The organism is Paracoccus sp. NIOT.M2S5SZ12 (assembly GCF_057748165.1).
Window position 1 is genome coordinate 49,337 of sequence record NZ_JBYLFR010000018.1, and the last position, 16,845, is coordinate 66,181.

Annotated in this window: 16 protein-coding genes and 2 pseudogenes; 11 read left to right on the forward strand and 7 right to left on the reverse strand. The window is 68.5% G+C overall.

Features of this window, described 5'->3' with window-relative positions; all coding sequences use genetic code 11:
• Window positions 1-2 precede the first annotated feature (2 nt).
• From AC2SGK_RS14940 to AC2SGK_RS14980, 9 genes and pseudogenes are all read left to right on the forward strand, one after another.
• Window positions 3-1,226, forward strand: coding sequence for an ABC transporter ATP-binding protein (locus tag AC2SGK_RS14940; RefSeq protein WP_488324299.1), 1,224 nt, complete (start codon window positions 3-5; stop codon window positions 1,224-1,226).
• Between the two features lie 78 nt (window positions 1,227-1,304).
• The gene (locus AC2SGK_RS14945; protein ID WP_488324300.1) at window positions 1,305-2,276 is read left to right on the forward strand and encodes a GAF domain-containing protein; all 972 of its coding nucleotides are present in this window, start codon (window positions 1,305-1,307) and stop codon (window positions 2,274-2,276) included.
• Window positions 2,277-2,393: 117 nt separating this feature from the next.
• Window positions 2,394-3,920: an aldehyde dehydrogenase gene (gene adh, locus AC2SGK_RS14950; RefSeq protein ID WP_488324301.1), complete on the forward strand. Its 1,527-nt coding sequence runs from the start codon at window positions 2,394-2,396 to the stop codon at window positions 3,918-3,920.
• Between the two features lie 66 nt (window positions 3,921-3,986).
• The gene (locus tag AC2SGK_RS14955) at window positions 3,987-5,045 is read left to right on the forward strand and encodes a DNA topoisomerase IB (RefSeq protein ID WP_488324302.1); all 1,059 of its coding nucleotides are present in this window, start codon (window positions 3,987-3,989) and stop codon (window positions 5,043-5,045) included.
• Window positions 5,042-5,371 carry a DUF779 domain-containing protein gene (locus AC2SGK_RS14960; RefSeq protein ID WP_411837953.1) on the forward strand — a complete coding sequence of 110 codons (330 nt, stop codon included), beginning with the start codon at window positions 5,042-5,044 and terminating at the stop codon, window positions 5,369-5,371. The genes AC2SGK_RS14955 and AC2SGK_RS14960 overlap by 4 nt, the downstream gene beginning before the upstream one ends.
• A 67-nt stretch (window positions 5,372-5,438) precedes the next feature.
• Window positions 5,439-6,356: an N-acetyl-gamma-glutamyl-phosphate reductase gene (argC, locus tag AC2SGK_RS14965; protein WP_488324303.1), complete on the forward strand. Its 918-nt coding sequence runs from the start codon at window positions 5,439-5,441 to the stop codon at window positions 6,354-6,356.
• A 402-nt stretch (window positions 6,357-6,758) separates the two neighbouring features.
• Window positions 6,759-7,049: pseudogene (locus tag AC2SGK_RS14970) on the forward strand (calcium-binding protein); the annotation flags it as partial.
• A 32-nt stretch (window positions 7,050-7,081) separates the two neighbouring features.
• Window positions 7,082-7,273 (forward strand): annotated as a pseudogene (locus tag AC2SGK_RS14975) (hypothetical protein); the annotation flags it as partial.
• A gap of 30 nt (window positions 7,274-7,303) precedes the next feature.
• Window positions 7,304-7,693, forward strand: a complete 390-nt coding sequence (locus AC2SGK_RS14980) for a M10 family metallopeptidase C-terminal domain-containing protein (RefSeq protein WP_488324314.1) — start codon at window positions 7,304-7,306, stop codon at window positions 7,691-7,693.
• A 45-nt stretch (window positions 7,694-7,738) separates the two neighbouring features.
• Here AC2SGK_RS14980 and AC2SGK_RS14985 read toward each other — a convergent pair whose 3' ends face one another.
• Window positions 7,739-8,464: a superoxide dismutase gene (locus tag AC2SGK_RS14985; RefSeq protein ID WP_488324304.1), complete on the reverse strand. Its 726-nt coding sequence runs from the start codon at window positions 8,462-8,464 to the stop codon at window positions 7,739-7,741.
• A gap of 155 nt (window positions 8,465-8,619) precedes the next feature.
• Between AC2SGK_RS14985 and serB the strand changes: the two genes are divergently transcribed.
• Window positions 8,620-9,507 carry a phosphoserine phosphatase SerB gene (gene serB, locus AC2SGK_RS14990; protein ID WP_488324305.1) on the forward strand — a complete coding sequence of 296 codons (888 nt, stop codon included), beginning with the start codon at window positions 8,620-8,622 and terminating at the stop codon, window positions 9,505-9,507.
• Window positions 9,504-10,262, forward strand: a complete 759-nt coding sequence (locus tag AC2SGK_RS14995; RefSeq protein ID WP_488324306.1) for a TSUP family transporter — start codon at window positions 9,504-9,506, stop codon at window positions 10,260-10,262. Before serB ends, AC2SGK_RS14995 begins: the two co-directional genes overlap by 4 nt.
• Here the strand turns inward: AC2SGK_RS14995 and AC2SGK_RS15000 are convergent.
• The 6 genes from AC2SGK_RS15000 to AC2SGK_RS15025 all read right to left on the reverse strand — a co-directional run bounded on the left by AC2SGK_RS15000 (window position 10,259) and on the right by AC2SGK_RS15025 (window position 16,679).
• Window positions 10,259-11,725 carry a mannitol dehydrogenase family protein gene (locus AC2SGK_RS15000; protein WP_488324307.1) on the reverse strand — a complete coding sequence of 489 codons (1,467 nt, stop codon included), beginning with the start codon at window positions 11,723-11,725 and terminating at the stop codon, window positions 10,259-10,261. The two genes, AC2SGK_RS14995 and AC2SGK_RS15000, sit on opposite strands and share 4 nt — an antisense overlap.
• A gap of 81 nt (window positions 11,726-11,806) precedes the next feature.
• Window positions 11,807-12,577, reverse strand: coding sequence for an L-iditol 2-dehydrogenase (locus tag AC2SGK_RS15005; protein WP_488324308.1), 771 nt, complete (start codon window positions 12,575-12,577; stop codon window positions 11,807-11,809).
• Window positions 12,574-13,578 (reverse strand): ABC transporter ATP-binding protein, encoded by a 1,005-nt coding sequence (locus tag AC2SGK_RS15010; protein ID WP_488324309.1) that lies wholly within the window; start codon window positions 13,576-13,578, stop codon window positions 12,574-12,576. The genes AC2SGK_RS15005 and AC2SGK_RS15010 overlap by 4 nt, the downstream gene beginning before the upstream one ends.
• Window positions 13,579-13,588: 10 nt before the next feature.
• Window positions 13,589-14,413: a carbohydrate ABC transporter permease gene (locus AC2SGK_RS15015; RefSeq protein WP_488324310.1), complete on the reverse strand. Its 825-nt coding sequence runs from the start codon at window positions 14,411-14,413 to the stop codon at window positions 13,589-13,591.
• 10 nt (window positions 14,414-14,423) lie between these two features.
• Window positions 14,424-15,293: a carbohydrate ABC transporter permease gene (locus tag AC2SGK_RS15020; RefSeq protein WP_488324311.1), complete on the reverse strand. Its 870-nt coding sequence runs from the start codon at window positions 15,291-15,293 to the stop codon at window positions 14,424-14,426.
• 60 nt (window positions 15,294-15,353) lie between these two features.
• Window positions 15,354-16,679, reverse strand: a complete 1,326-nt coding sequence (locus AC2SGK_RS15025; RefSeq protein ID WP_488324312.1) for an ABC transporter substrate-binding protein — start codon at window positions 16,677-16,679, stop codon at window positions 15,354-15,356.
• Window positions 16,680-16,845 lie beyond the last annotated feature (166 nt).

Sequence of the window (16,845 nt, forward strand, 5' to 3'; positions counted from 1 at the left end):
CAATGGCCGATCTGAAACTGACCGATGTCGCCAAGTCCTATGGCGACGTGCAGGTGCTGCGCGACATCAACCTGGACATCAGGTCGGGCGAATTCATCGTGTTCGTGGGCCCGTCGGGCTGCGGAAAGTCGACGCTTCTGCGGATGATCGCGGGGCTGGAGCAGATCAGCGGCGGCACGCTGGAGATCGGCGGGCGGGTGATGAACGACATCCCGCCCAGCCAGCGCGGCATCGCGATGGTGTTCCAGTCCTATGCCCTCTATCCGCACATGACGGTGCGCGACAACATGGCCTTTGCCCTGAAGATCGCGGGGCAGTCGAAGGACCAGATCCAGGCCGCGACCGACCGGGCGGGGCGGATGCTGCAGCTGACGCCCTATCTGGACCGCCTGCCCAAGGCGCTGTCGGGCGGCCAGCGTCAGCGCGTGGCCATCGGCCGCGCCATCGTGCGCGACCCGCAGGTCTATCTGTTCGACGAACCCCTGTCGAACCTGGACGCCGCCCTGCGGGTCGCGACGCGCATCGAGATCGCGCAGCTGAAGGCCTCGATGCCGGACCGCACGATGATCTATGTGACCCACGACCAGACCGAGGCGATGACCCTGGCCGACCGCATCGTGGTGCTGGCCGGCGGCGGCATCGCCCAGGTCGGTGCGCCGCTGGAGCTGTACGAGCGGCCGATGACCGAGTTCGTGGCCCAGTTCATCGGCAGCCCGGCGATGAACCTGCTGCCCGGCCGGGTCAAGACCGTAGGCGCGATGACCACGGTCGCGCTGGACGGCGGGCTGGAGGCGCAGGTCGCCATCCCGACCCGTGCCGGCGACGAGGGCATGGCCGTCAACCTGGGCGTGCGCCCCGAGGACATGCGCGAGACCGAGGGTACCCCGGTCTTCGAGGGGACGGTCGATCTGACCGAGGCCTTGGGCGAGGTGACGCTGCTCTATTTCGGCACCGGGGCCGAGACCGCGCCGATTACCGCCAAGCTGCCGGGCATCCACCCGGACCTGAAGGGCCGGCGCGTCCGCCTGACCGCCGATCCCCATGCGCTGCACCTGTTCCACAAGGGGCAGTCGCTGCTCTATCGCGACGGCGCCGACCGCCTGCCGCCCTATCAGCCGCGCATCGCCGCGCCTTCGGGCAGCATGGGCGGCACGCCCGCGCATCCGGACCAGGGGCGCGACCGCGCGGTCGACGGGGTCGTGATCCCCGAGGGCCCGGTCCGCTGAGACCCGCGGGCTGCGACCAAAGTCGCAGGCCGCGGCCCGCAAACCGTGCTATAGTCCCCCCATCCTGAGGGGGAGATCATGACCGAACGCAACCATGCGGAGCTTGTGGCCGCGCAGTCGCAGTCGCGCAGCGCGACCTCGGCGCTGGCGGCATCCTGGCGGCGGTCGATGCTGAAGCACGGGCTGGACCCGGCCGACCGCCGCCGCCCCGACCGCCTGTCCGATGCCGAGCTGGCCGACCGGCTGGAGGCAATGCGGGGCTTCCTGACGGTCGCGGGGCCGCAGCTGGATCAGCTTTACAACCTCGTCGGCCTGTCGGGCTGCAACGTGCTTCTGACCGATGCGCAGGGGATCGTGCTGGACCAGCGCGTGTCGGATGCGGATGCGGCGCAGTTCCGGGACTGGGGCTTGTGGCAGGGCGCCGACTGGTCCGAGGCCGCGCAGGGCACCAACGGCATCGGCACCTGCCTGGTCGAGGGGCGCGCCCTGACCATCCATCGCGACGAGCATTTCCACACCCGCAACACCGCCATGTCCTGCATGGACGCGCCGATCTGGGGGCCGGACGGGCGGCTGCTGGCGGCGCTGGACGTCAGCAGCGCGCGGGCCGACCAGACCGAGCGCTACAACAGGCTGATCTCGGCGCAGGTGGCGCAGACCGCGCGCGCCATCGAGGCGACCTTCTTCCGGCAGAGCTTTCCGGATGCGCGCATCGTCATGGCCTCGGACGACCAGAGCGACCAGGCGGTGCTGCTGGCGGTGGACAAGGACGACCTGGTCATCGGCGCGACCCGCGCCGCCCGCCGCGCCCTGGGGCTGGAGCGCGAGGGTGCGATCCGGCCGCGCCCGGCCGTTGACCTGCTGGGCCGCCAGGACGAGCTGACCGGCTTCGACCGGGCCGAACGGGCCGCGGTGATGCGGGCTTTGGCGCGGGCCGAGGGCAACGTCTCGGCCGCCGCACGCGCCCTGGGGGTCGGTCGCGCGACGCTCTATCGGCGCATGGCGCGGTTGGGTCTGGGCGAAAATCACGGGGGACTGTCTCGATCGTGAGACAGCTTCTGCGCTGCGGCGTGGATCGGCGGTTGCTCCGAATCACCTTGCGTCCGACGCTGGCCTCATACCCGGACCGGGAGATCCGGGGGCTGTCATCCTGAGGAGGAGGAACCGATGCCGAACGACCAGACGCACGAATTCAAGGGCGTGGGCGTGATGCCCTTTGCCCGCCGCTATGACAACTTCATCGGCGGCGAATGGGCGGCGCCCAAGTCGGGCAAGTACTTCACCAACACCACGCCCATCACCGGCGCCGAGATCGGCGAGATCGCCCGGTCGAACGCCGACGACATCGAGGCCGCGCTGGATGCCGCCCACAAGGCCAAGGGGGCCTGGGGCCGGACCTCGACCACGGAGCGCTCGAACATCCTGCTGAAGATCGCCGACCGGATGGAGCAGAACCTGGAGCTGCTGGCCACGGCTGAGACCTGGGACAACGGCAAGCCCATCCGCGAGACCATGGCCGCCGACCTGCCGCTGGCCATCGACCATTTCCGCTATTTCGCGGGCGTGCTGCGCGCGCAGGAGGGCGGCATCTCCGAGATCGACAACGACACGATCGCTTATCACTTCCACGAGCCCCTGGGCGTCGTGGGCCAGATCATCCCGTGGAACTTTCCGCTGCTGATGGCCTGCTGGAAGCTGGCGCCGGCGCTGGCGGCCGGCAACTGCGTGGTGCTGAAGCCCGCGGAACAGACCCCGGCCACGATCATGGTCTTTGCCGGTCTGATCGCGGACCTGCTGCCGCCGGGCGTGCTGAACATCGTCAACGGCTTCGGCCTGGAGGCGGGCAAGCCGCTGGCCAGCAATCCGCGCATCGCCAAGATCGCCTTCACCGGCGAGACGACCACCGGCCGCCTGATCATGCAATACGCGTCCGAGAACCTGATCCCGGTCACGCTGGAGCTGGGCGGCAAGTCGCCCAACATCTTCATGGAGGATGTCTGCCGCGAGGATGACGACTTCTTCGACAAGGCGATCGAGGGTTTCGTGATGTTCGCGCTGAACCAGGGCGAGGTCTGCACCTGCCCGTCGCGCGCGCTGATCCATGAGAAGATCTACGACCGGTTCATGGAGAAGGCGCTGAAGCGCGTCGAGGCCATCGTGCAGGGCGACCCGCGCGACAGCGCGACGATGATCGGGGCGCAGGCCAGCAGTGAGCAGAAGGAGAAGATCCTTAGCTACTTCGACATCGGCCGCAAGGAAGGGGCCGAGGTGCTGATCGGCGGCGAGGCCGCGGATCACGGCGGAGAGCTGTCGGGCGGCTTCTACATCAAGCCCACGGTTTTCAAGGGCACCAACAAGATGCGCGTGTTTCAGGAGGAGATCTTCGGGCCGGTCGTGTCCGTGACCACCTTCAAGGACCATGACGAGGCGCTGTCGATCGCCAATGACACGCTCTATGGTCTGGGCGCGGGGCTGTGGTCGCGCGACGCCAACACCTGCTACCGCTTCGGCCGCGCCATCCAGGCGGGCCGGGTCTGGACCAACTGCTATCATGCCTATCCGGCCCATGCGGCCTTCGGCGGCTACAAGCAGTCGGGCATCGGGCGCGAGAACCACCGCATGATGCTGGACCACTATCAGCAGACCAAGAACATGCTGGTCAGCTACAGCCCCAAGAAGCTGGGCTTCTTCTGACAGGGATTGCGGGCGGCCCCACGGGGTCGCCCGCAACCGCAAGGCCCCGGGGCGCGTTCCGCGATCATGGCCAAGGACAGCACCGTCATCGACCCCCAGGACGCCGCGCTCAGCGCGGGCCTGACCTATGTGACCGACGACATGCCGGGCATCACACGGCGGCGCGCGGGCAAGGGGTTCAGCTATCGCGACGCGGAGGGGCGCACCATCACCGATGTCGCCGAACGCCGGCGCCTGGCCGCGCTGGCGGTGCCGCCCGCCTATGACGACGTGTGGATCTGCCCGGACCCGCGCGGCCATATCCAGGCGACCGGGCGCGATGCCAAGGGGCGCAAGCAGTACCGCTATCACCCCGAGTTCCGCGCCTTGCGGGACAGCGCGAAATACGAGCACATGCTGGAGTTCGCCCGCGCGCTGCCGCGCATCCGCAACCGGGTGGACCGCGACATGCGCAGGCGGGGCCTGCCCCTGGACAAGGTCGCGGCCAGCATCGTCTATCTGCTGGAGCACAGCATGATCCGCGTCGGCAACGACCGCTATGCCAAGGAGAACAAGTCGCACGGCCTGACCACGCTGCGCGCGCGCCATGTGGACCTGTCGGGCAGCCAGCTGCGGTTCCGGTTCAAGGGCAAGTCGAACAAGGAATGGGACCTGCGCCTGACCGACCGGCGCATCGCGCGGGTGGTGCGCGCGCTGCAGGACATTCCCGGCCAGCACCTGTTCCAGTATCTGGACGAGGACGGCACGCGGCAGCGGGTGACCTCGGGCGAGGTCAACGACTATCTGCGCCGCGTCTCGGGGCGCGAGGTGACGGCCAAGGATTTCCGCACCTGGACCGGCACGGTGCTGGCCGCGCTGGCCCTGGCCGAATGCGAGAAGGCCGACAGCGAGGCGGCCGCGAAACGCCAGCTCCGCGAGGTCATCGAGGAGGTCGCCGCGCGGCTTGGCAATACGCCCACGATCTGCCGGCAGTGCTATGTGCATCCGCAGGTGATCGAGGCGCATCTGTCGGGCAGCCTGACGCTGGACCTGCGGGCGCGCATCGACGACGATCTGAAACGGCAGGGCCTCAGCGCGGAGGAGCGTCAGGTCCTGCGATTCCTGAGGAGGAGGCTGAAGGCATGAGCACCGTGACCGCGACCCCCGAGGCGCTGAAGCTGATCGACGAGATCGTGGCCGATCACGGCCCGGTCCTGTTCCACCAGTCGGGGGGCTGCTGCGACGGATCGTCCCCCATGTGCTATCCGCAGGGCGATTTCCGCGTGGGCGAGCGCGACGTCAGGCTGGGTGAGATCGGCGGCGCGCCCTTCTACATCTCGGCCAGCCAGTACGAGGCGTGGAAGCATACCGACCTGATCATCGACGTGGTCCCGGGCCGGGGCGGCATGTTCAGCCTGGACAACGGCCGCGAGAAGCGCTTCCTGACCCGATCGGAGCTGTGCAGCCTGTGATCGCGCGTTGTCGGGGGGGATGCGATCCGCTAGACACGGCCGCGACCCGCACAGAAAAGGTGGCCCCATGACCCACAGCGTCTTCATCGATGGCGAAGCCGGAACGACCGGATTGCAGATCCGCGACCGCCTGCTGGGTCGTGACGACATCCGCCTGGTGCAGCTGGACCCCGCCCGCCGCAAGGAGCCGGAGGCGCGGGCCGAATGCTTTGCCCAGGCCGACGTGGCCATCCTGTGCCTGCCCGACGCCGCATCGCGCGAGGCGGTGGCGCTGACGCAGGGCATGGATGTGCGGTTGATCGACGCCTCGACCGCCTATCGGACCGATCCGGACTGGGCCTTCGGCTTTCCCGAACTGGCCCCGGAGATGCGCGAACTGATCGCCGCCGCGCGCCATGTCAGCAATCCGGGCTGCTATTCCACGGGCGCCATCGCGATGATCGCGCCCCTGGTCGCGGCCGGCCTGATCGACGAGACCGAGGCCCTGTCGATCAACGCCGTCAGCGGCTATACCGGCGGCGGCAAGGCGCTGATCGCGGAATATGACGCGGGCACCGCGCCCGCCCACTTCGTCTATGGGCTGGATCAGCGCCACAAGCACATCCCCGAGATCATGACCCATGGCGGGCTGCTGCTGCAGCCGGTCTTCGCGCCGTCGGTCGGCCATTTCGCGCAGGGCATGGCGGTGCAGCTGCCGCTGCATCTGGACGACGACCGCAGCGTCGCGGCCCTGCATCAGGCGCTGGCCGACCACTATGCGACGGCGCGCTTCGTGCAGGTCGTGCCGGCCGACCAGGTCGGCGCGCGGATCGACCCGACCGCGCTGAACGGGACCAACCTGCTGCGCATCAGCGTGCATGGCAGCGACGATGCGGGCTGCGCCACGGTCGTCGCGGTGCTGGACAACCTGGGCAAGGGCGCGTCCGGCGCGGCGGTGCAGAACCTGAACATCATGCTGGGCCTGCCGGAGGATGCGGGGCTGTGACGGCCCCGCGACCCTGCGGCACCTGACGAAATCCCCGTTCTCCTGCCGCCGCCGTTCGGCTAGCATCGCGCGGCAACGGTGTCTTCGGCCCCAGATGGCGGGGGCGACGTTGGCGGCATTTCAGGAATGGCATTTCTCTACGCATACGAGGGGTTCGATCAGGGCCGCTTCGATCTGAGTGCATTGTATTACAGCCGCCTCGCTTCGCAGTTCCGGGAGAACAGCTTCATCGACTATGGGTATGCTGTCCTCCCGGATTCATATGTGATCGCCTACCAAAGCCGATTTGGGATGGTCGGGACGCTCTTTGCCGGGCCCGACTTCCGGTTCGATGGCGGCCGTGCCGTCGGCGGAACGGTCAACCTGATCGGCGAGGTCAGCAGCGCCGAGACCGTGACCTGGATGCTGGGGCAGGTCGCGGTGTCGCTGGCCGAGATCCAGCGCGCGTCCGAGACGCTGGCGCGTGGCGATGACGGGGCATTGATCGCCCGCGTTCTGTCCGGGAATGACCGGATGACCCTCAGCGATGATGCGGATCGCGCCTCCGGGATGGCGGGCGACGAAACGTTGTTCGGCAACGCGGGCGCCGATACCCTGGGCGGAGGCGCGGGGAGCGACCGCCTGTTCGGCTGCGCGGGCGCGGACCGGCTGCTGATGGATGCCGGGGCGGACCGGATTGCCGGTGGCGCGGGCATCAACTGGCTGGTCGTGCAGGGGGCGGGGCTGTGCGCGTCGATCTGGCCAAGACCGGTGCACAGGCCACGGGTCTGGGTCGCGACACCATCCTGCAGGTCGAGAACGTCCAAGGCGGCGCGGGCGCGGACCGGCTGTTCGGCGAAGCGGGGGGCAATGCGCTGCGCGGGGGCCGGGGCGACGACCGCCTGTTCGGCCGCGCTGCCGACGACACCCTGGAGGGCGGCGACGGGGCCGATCATCTGGACGGAGGGTTGGGCGCCGACCGTCTGCTGGGTGGCGCGGGGTCGGACGTGCTGATCGGCGGGTTTGGCGCGGATGTGCTGACGGGCGGGTCGGATGCGGACCGGTTCGTGTTCCGCACCGCGGGTGACAGCACCGCCGCAGCGATGGATCGCATCGTCGACTTCCGTGAGGGCGAGGATCTCATCGACCTGTCCGGGATCGATGCCGACAGGGCGCTGGCAGGAGATCAGGCCTTCCGGATGGCCGAGGGGCCTGACGATGCGTCGCTGACGGTCCGCCAGCTGTCCGGGCTGAACCAGACGCGCATCCTGCTGGACGTGGATGCCGACGGGCGGGCCGATGCGGTCATCCGGCTGACCGGCCTGATGACGCTGACCGAGGCCGACTTCATCCTGTAGCCGAACGAGGACCGGCGGCGGCATGGGCCGCCGCCGGTCTGACGGTCACTCCGCCAGCGCCGCGGCATAGCGTTCGGATACCACGTCCCAGTCCACCACGCCCCACCAGGCTTCCAGATATTCGGGCCGGCGGTTGTTGTAGGTCAGGTAATAGGCGTGCTCCCACACGTCATTGCCCAGGATCGGCGTGCCCTTCGTCTCGGCCACGTCCATCAGCGGGTTGTCCTGGTTCGGGGTCGAGGTGATCTGCAGCTGGTCCTGATCATCCACGATCAGCCAGACCCAGCCAGACCCGAACTGCCCGGCGCCGGCCTGCTGGAAGGCGGTGCGGAACTCCTCCTCCGATCCGAAGGCCTCGGTGATGGCCTCGGTCAGTTCCGGCGACATCTCTCCGACCTCGGCGGCGGGGGCCATGCTCTCCCAGAAGAAGGTGTGGTTCCAGTGACCGCCCGCATTGTTGCGGATGGCGGGGGTGAAGGTCCCGGCCTGCGCCACCAGATCCTCCAGCGCGGTGCCCGCCGGGGCATCGCCCGCGGCGATCGCCTTGTTCAGGTTGTCCACATAGGCCTGATGGTGCTTGCCGTGATGCAGCTCCATCGTCTCGGCGCTGATGACGGGGGCCAGCGCGTCGGCCGCATAGGGCAGGTCGGCCAGCGTGAACTCGCCCTCGGCCGGGGCTTCGGCGGCGGCGTCCGGGGCGGGCGCCTCCTGGGCCAGGACCGCTGCGGGCAGTCCGGCGATCAGCGTGGCGATGGCAATCTTGTGGAACATCCTATCCTCCTGGTCGTCACAGCCGGGAAAACGGCAACCGGCGGGTGAAGTTCCGCGGCCCGCGCGGGGCATGGCGGGGTTTCGCCGTGACGGCTCTGGCGCAGCCGCCGCAAAGCGCCTACACCCGGCGGCATCCGAGAAGAGGACCCGCGCCCATGTTCACCGTCTCGCTGATCGCATCGCCCGCGGCCACCAATCTGGACGCCGATCTGCCGGGGGGGCTGGCCGCGCGATGGGGCGGCGACGACCCGCGCTGGCTGGCGCCGGGCATCGCGGCCGAGTTCGACATCGTCACCGCGCCCGACGATGCCGACCAGGTCTGGTCCGACCTGCAGACCATCGGCATCGACCTGGCGATCCAGCCCCTGGGCGGGCGGCGCAAGCGCATCCTGATCGCGGACATGGATTCGACCATGATCGGTCAGGAATGCATCGACGAGCTGGCCGACATGGCGGGCTTCGGCCCCCGCGTCGCGGCCATCACCGCCCGTGCCATGAACGGAGAGCTGGATTTCGATCAGGCCCTGACCGAGCGGGTGGCCCTGCTGCGCGACCTGCCCGAGGCGGTCATCGCTCAGGTCCTGGCCGAGCGGATCACCATGGCGCCGGGCGGCGCGCAGCTGGTCGCGACCATGCGGGCGCATGGCGCCTATACGGCGCTGGTCTCGGGTGGGTTCACGGCCTTCACCCAGGCCGTGGCGGCGCATCTGGGCTTTGACGAACACCGCGCGAACACGCTGCTGGCGCATGACGGGCGGCTGACCGGCCATGTCGCCCTGCCGATTCTGGGGCGCGAGGCAAAGGTCGACGCCCTGACCCAGATCGCCGCACGGCTTGGCACCACGCCGCAGAACGCCATCGCGGTGGGCGACGGGGCGAACGACCTGGGCATGATCCAGCTGGCCGGAGCGGGGGTCGCGCTGCATGCAAAGCCGGCCGTCGCCGCCCAGGCCCAGATCCGCATCAATCACGGCGACCTGACCGCGCTGCTCTATCTTCAGGGCTATGCGCAGGACGATTTCGTCAGCGCGCCCGCGCCATGATCGAGCTGACCGTCGAGCTGGTGATGCTGCTGATGGCGGCGGCCTTCGCCGCGGGCTGCATCGACGCCATCGCGGGGGGCGGCGGGCTGATCACGCTGCCGGTGCTGATGCTGGCGGGGCTGTCGCCCGCGCAGGCACTGGCCACGAACAAGGTGCAGGGCGTCTTCGGCGCGGGCACCGCGGCACTCAGCTATGCGGCGCGCGGCCTGGTCGATCTGCGCAGCCAGTGGAAATCCGCGCTGATCGCGGGGGCGGCGGGGGCTGCGGGCGCGGCGCTGATCAGCGCCATCCCCACCGACGGGCTGCGGCTGATCCTGCCGGTGATCCTGATCGGCATCGCGCTGTTCTTTGCGCTGAAGCCGGGGCTGGACGACCTGGACCGCACGCGCCGCCTGACGCCCGCGGTCTTTGCCGCGACGGTCGTGCCGCTGATCGGGCTTTACGACGGGCTGGTCGGGCCGGGGGCGGGGGCGTTCTACATGATCGGCTTCGTCACGCTGGCCGGATACGGCGTGCTGAAGGCCACGGCGCATACCAAGCTGCTGAACTTCGCGTCGAACCTGGGCGGTCTGGCGGCCTTTGCGCTGGTGGGCCAGCCGCTGTGGCTTCTGGGCGCGGCGATGGGCGCGGCCCAGATCGCGGGGGCGATGCTGGGCGCGCGGCTGGCCTCGCGCGTGGGCGCGCGGCTGATCAAGCCGCTGCTGGTCGTGACCTCGACGCTTCTGGCGGCCCGGCTGATCTGGCAGATGCTCTAGCCCCGCCAGGCGCTCAGGGTCGCACGCACCCCGTCGCGGTGCAGCGCCTGCAGCGCCGCCCCGAAGGCCTCCACCACGGCGGCTGATCGGCCCAGATCGCCGAAGATCGCATGCTGCGCCAAGAAGGCGGCCGGGTCCTCGCGGGCGGCCAAGGCGTGCCGTTTCAGGCTGTCATGGGCATCGTCATTGGGGGCGATGGGCGCGCCGGCCTCGGTCGTGCCCTCGCAATAGCGGCACCACAGCGCCAGCTCCAGCGCCAGCCCGTCGATGGAGGCGCCCGCGGCCAGACGGTCGCGCAGCGTCGGCAGGATGAACTTGGGCTGGCGGTTCGACCCGTCCAGGCACAGGCGCGGAATGGTGTCGCCGATCTCGGGGTTCGCGAAGCGGCTGACGATCAGCGCGAGGTAGTCGTCATAGCTGACGCCCGGAATGGGCTTCAGCGTCGGGATGATCTCGCGCGCCTCCAGCGCGCCCAGCCAGGCGGCGATATCCGCGTCCGCCACCGCGTCATGCACGAAATGATGTCCCAAGAGCGCCGAGGCATAGGCGATGGCCGCGTGCCCGCCGTTCAGGATGCGCAGCTTCATCAGCTCGTGGCGGCTGACATCGGCGACGAACTCGGCGCCCACGGCCTCCAGCGCGGGGCGGCCCTGGGGGAAGTTGTCCTCCAGCACCCATTGGCGGAAGGGCTCGCAGACGACGGGGGCCGCGTCCTCGATGCCGAAGCGGTCGCGGACCAGGGCGCGCTCGCGCTCGCCGGTGGCGGGGGTGATGCAGTCGACCATGCTGTTGGGGAAGGCCACGCTGGCCTGCACCCAATCGGCCAGCGCGGGGTCCTGGGCGCGGGCCAGCCCCGTCAGGGTGCGCGCGCAGACATGGCCGTTTTCCGGCAGGTTGTCGCAGGACAGGACCGTGAAGGGCGCATGGCCCGCCGCGCGCCGCGCCCGCAGCGCGGCCAGGATCATGCCGAAGACGCTGCGCGGCGCATCCGGCGCGCCCGCGTCATGCACCATGTCGGGATGGGATGCGTCGAAGCCGTCGGTCTTGGCATCGACGTAATAGCCGCCCTCGGTGATGGTCAGCGAGACGATGCGGATCGCCGGATCGGCCATCGCGGCGATGGTGGCGGCCGGGTCCACGGCCACGAAATCGATCATCGAGCCCAGCACCTGCGCGGAGAGGCCATCAGGGTCCAGCTCGACCAGCGTGGTCAGCCAGTCCTGGGCCGCCAGGCGCTCGCGCATCGCGGCATCGCCTGGACGCACCCCCGCGCCGATCAGCGCCCAGGTCTGGTCGCGGCCTTGGGCGAACAGCCGGTCCAGATACCAGGCCATATGCGCGCGGTGAAAGTTGCCGACGCCCACATGCAGGATGCCGGGCGACAGCCGCGCGCGGTCATAGGCGGGGCGCGCCACCGTGTCGGGCAGCCCGGCCAGCGCGGATTGGGTCAGTTGGATGGCCATGATCGGACCTTTCGTCAAAGCGCCCCTGTGCCGCGGCGCGGGTCGCGCGCGGGGGGCCGGAGGAGGAGGGGAGGGTGGCGGTCAGCTCATCCAGTTGCCGCCATCGACATTGTAGGTCTGCGCCACGATGTAATCGGCATCGCGGGAGGCCAGGAACACCGCCATGCCGGTCAGGTCGGCGGCGGTGCCCATGCGGCCATAGGGGACGGCGGCGCCGACCTCGGCCTTCTTCTGGCCGGGGGCCTTGCCTTCGTATTTCGCAAAGAACGCATCCACCCCGTCCCAATGCTCGCCATCGACCACGCCGGGCGCGATGGCGTTCACATTGATGCCATGGGCGATCAGGTTCAGCCCCGCCGATTGGGTCAGGCTGATGATCGCGGCCTTGCTGGCGCAATAGACCGCGACCAGCGCCTCTCCGCGACGCCCGGCCTGGGAGGCCATGTTGATGATCCGCCCGCCCCGGCCGCGCGCGATCATCGACCGCGCGACGGCCTGCATCATGAACAGCGTGCCCGACACGTTGACCGCCATGATGCGGTCGTGATCGGCGCGGGTGATCTCGACGATGGGGGCGGCGGTGAACAGGGCCGCGTTGTTGATCAGGATGTCGATGCCGCCGAACTGCCGCTCCACTTCGGGCACGCAGGCGTCGATGCTGGCCTGATCGGTCACGTCCAGCGCCACGGCGATGGCGCCCTCGCCCAGGGTGGCGGCGGCCTGCTGCGCCGCATCGAGGTTGATGTCGCAGAGGGCCACGCGGGCGCCCTCGCGCAGATAGGCGCGGGCGAATTCCAGGCCGATGCCGCGCGCGGCCCCGGTGATCAGGGCGGTCTTGCCTTGCAGTCTCATGCGATCCGCGCCCCCGACGCGTCGAAACGGTGGATCTGCGCGGGGTCGGGCGTCAGCCAGACCGTGTCGCCGTGATGCAGGTCGATGTCGCCGCCCGCCCGCACGGTGACCGTCTCGGCCAGGCCCGTCCCCTCGACATAGAAGAACGTGTCGGAGCCCAGATGCTCGGAGACGCCCACGCGGCCCTGCCAGGTGCCCGCCGTGGGTGACACGCCGATATGCTCGGGGCGGATGCCGATGGTCTGGGCGCCGTGGCGGGCGGCCTCGGGGCCGTCGATCAGGTTCATTTTGGGGCTGCCGATGAAGCCCGCGACGAACAGGTTGCGCGGTGCGCGATAGAGCTCCATGGGGCTGCCGACCTGTTCGATATTGCCGGCGCGCAGGACGACGATCTTGTCGGCCATGGTCATCGCCTCGACCTGGTCATGGGTGACATAGATCATCGTGGTCTTCAGGCGGTTGTGCAGCTCGCTGATCTCCAGGCGCATGCCGACGCGCAGCGCCGCGTCCAGGTTCGACAGCGGCTCGTCGAAGAGGAACGCGGCCGGTTCGCGCACGATGGCCCGCCCGATGGCCACGCGCTGGCGCTGGCCGCCCGACAGCTGGCCGGGCTTGCGGTCCAAATAGTCCGTCAGGTTCAGCGCCTTGGCGGCGGCCGCGATGCGGCGGTCCTGTTCGTCCTGCGGGACGCCCGCCATGCGCATCGGAAAGGCGATGTTCTTGCGGACCGACATGTGCGGATAGAGCGCATAGGACTGGAACACCATCGCCAGGCCCCGTTTCGCGGGGGGCGTGTCGGTGGCCTCCTTGCCGTCGATCAGGATGCGCCCGCCGGACGTGTCCTCCAGCCCCGCGATCAGGCGCAGCAGCGTCGATTTCCCGCAGCCCGAGGGACCGACGAAGACCACGAACTCGCCGTCCTCGATGTCCAGGTCCAGGGGCGGGATGACCTCGACCTCTCCGAACCGCTTGGTCACTTTCTCAAGGGTGATGCGTCCCATGATGGTCCCCTTATTTCACCGCGCCGAAGGTCAGGCCGCGGACAAGTTGCTTCTGGCTGAACCAGCCCATGATCAGGATCGGCGCGATGGCCATGACGGATGCCGCCGACAGCTTGGCCCAGAACAGCCCCTGCGGGCTGGAGAAGCTGGCGATGAAGGCCGAGAGCGGCGCCGCATTGGTGGTGGTCAGCTGGATGGTCCAGAACGCCTCGTTCCAGGCCAGGATGACGTTCAAGAGCATGGTCAAGGCGATGCCCGGCACCGCCATGGGCGTCAGGACATAGAGGATCTCGTCCTTGAGCCCGGCACCGTCCATGCGCGCGGCCTCCAGGATCTCTCCGGGGATCTCGCGGAAATAGGTGTAGAGCATCCAGACCACGATCGGCAGGTTGATCAGCATCAGCATGACCGTCAGGCCGATCCGCGTGTCCATCAGTCCGGTGCGCAGAAAGATCAGGTAGATCGGCACCAGCACCGCGACCGCGGGCATCATCTTGGTAGAGAGCATCCACATCAGGATGTCCTTGGTCCGCCTAGTGGGCGAGAAGGCCATGGCCCAAGCCGCCGGGATCGCCACGATCAGCGCCAGCAGCGTCGAGCCCACCGCCAGGATCACCGAATTGGTGAAGGGCCGCCAGTAGTCGTTCTGGGTCTGGACCGCGCGGAAGCTCTCCAGCGTGAAGGAGGGGATCAGGTCGAAGCCCGCGATGGCCTCGGTCTCGGACTTCAGGCTGGTGATGATCGTGTAAAGGATCGGGAAGAAGATCACCAAGGCCACGATCCAGGCGGCCAGGGAATAGAGGGTCTTGGTTCGGGTGCTGACGACGCGGGCCATGGGATGCTCCTCAATCCAGGTTCTTGCCGACGGCGCGCATCAGAAAGATTGCGACGATATTGGCCAGGATGACCGCGATGATGCCGCCCGCCGCCGCCCCTCCGATGTCGAAGTTCAGCCGCGCGGCGCGATAAATCAGATAGGTCAGGTTGGTGGAGGCGTTGCCCGGACCGCCATTGGTGGTCACCAGGATCTCGGCATAGATGCCCAGCAGGAAGATGGTCTGGATCAGCACCACCACGGTGATCGCGCGGGCCAGATGCGGCAGGGTCAGGTGGATGAAGCGGCTGATGGGGCCTGCGCCGTCCATCTCGGCCGCCTCCATCTGCTCTCCGTCCAGCGATTGCAGCGCGGTCAGCAGGATCAGCGTGGCGAAGGGCAGCCATTGCCAAGCCACGATGATAATGATCGAGGTCAGCGGATATTGCGCGAACCAGTCCACCGGCTGCACCCCGATCCAGCGCGCGATGTCGGCAAAGACGCCATAGGACGGGTGCATGATCATGTTCTTCCAGATCAGCGCGGCCACCGGCGGCATCACGAAGAACGGAGAGATGATCAGGATGCGCACGATCCCCTGGCCCCAGATCGGCTTGTCGATCAGCAGCGCGATGGCGATGCCCAGGGTGACGGTGATGGCCAGGACGCCCAGCACCAGCGCCAGCGTGTTCCAGATCGCGTCGAAGAAGGCGGGGTCCGAATAGAAGTACTGATAGTTGAACCAGCCCGCCCAGCTGACGGCGGTCGGGTTCAGCAGGTTGTAGTTCAAGAACGAGTAGTAGAGCGTCATCCCCAACGGGACGATCATCCAGATGAGCAGCAGGATGATGGCGGGTGCGCGCATCAGGCGCGCGAGACCGGCGGTCTGGCGGGTGGCCATGGCTTGCGTCCTTTGCGGGGGATGGATGCGCCGCCCCGATGCAGGGCGGCGCGGGGGCGCTTACTTCGGATAGCCGGCGCGGGCCATCTCACGCGCGGTGGCGGACTGGGCCGCGGCCAGCGCGTCCTCGGCCGACATCTGACCGGCCAAGGCCGCCGAGAAGGTCTGTCCGACCGCCGTGCCGATGCCCTGGAACTCGGGGATCGCCACGAACTGACCGCCCGTATAGGGGATGTCCTGCACCGAGGATTTCTGCGTGTCGGCGGCGTTGATCGCCTCCAGAGTCATCGCGGCGAAGGGCGCGGCCTCCTGATAGGCGGGGTTCTCATAGAGCGAGGTCCGCGTGCCCGGAGGGGCCGCGCGCCAGCCCTCGGCCTCGGCCACCATCTCGGTGTAGTCCTTGCTGGTGGCCCAGGCCACGAAGGTTTTGGCGGCCTCCTGCTTCTGGCTGGAGGCGGGGATGGCCAGCGACCAGGCCCAGAGCCAGTTGCCGTGGTTGTCGACGCCTTCCTTGTTGGGGAACTGGGCGAAGCCCACGCTGTCGGCCACGGTCGAATCCTCAGGGTCGGTCACGAAGCTGGCCGCCACCGTGGCGTCGATCCACATGCCGCACTTGCCCTGCTGGAACAGCGACAGGTTCTCGTTGAAGCCGTTCGACGACGCGCCCGGAGGACCGTATTCGTTCATCAGCGTCAGATAGTCGGTCAGCGTCGCCTGCCATTCGGGGCTGTCGAACTGGGGCGCCCATTCCATGTCGAACCAGCGCGCGCCATAGCTGTTGGCCATGGCGGTCAGGAAGGCGATGTTCTCGCCCCAGCCCGGCTTGCCGCGCAGGCAGATGCCATAGACCTCGGCGTCCTTGTCGGTCATCGCCTCGGCGGCGGCGCGGATGTCGGTCCAGGTCGGATTGGCGGGAATGGTCACGCCCGCCGCCTCGGCCAGGTCGGTGCGGTACATCACCATCGCCGATTCCGCATAGAAGGGCGCGGCATAGAGCGTGTCGTCCACCGACAGCGCGGCGCGCACGGCGGGCACCAGATCGTCCACGTCATAGCCCTCGGGAAGGTCGCTCAGCGGCGTCAGCCAGCCTTGGGCGGCCCAGATCGGAACCTCGTAGGTGCCGATGGTCAGCACGTCGTACTGCCCGCCGCTGGTGGCGATGTCGGTGGTGACGCGCTCGCGCAGGATGTTCTCCTCCAGCGTGACCCATTCCAGCTGGATGTTCGGGTTCGCCTCGGTGAAGGGCGCGGTCATCTGCTGCATGCGGATCATGTCGCCGTTGTTCACGGTCGCGATGGTCAGCGTCACGGGGTCCTGTGCGCCGGCAAGACTGCCGACCGCGCACAGCGCAGTGGCGCCCAGAAGGGCGCGGAATGTCGTCGTCATGGTCATCCTCCCTGAGCACTTGAGCATTTGCCCGTGCCATGGGCATATACTCACGGTGAGGATGGGTTCTGTCAGGCGTTGTTGCAGAAAGGCGGCTTGAGGCGTGACTTCCCCTTTCCCCTTTAGGTTCAGGCGACGCGGGCGACCTCGGCTGTGCCGAGGGCGT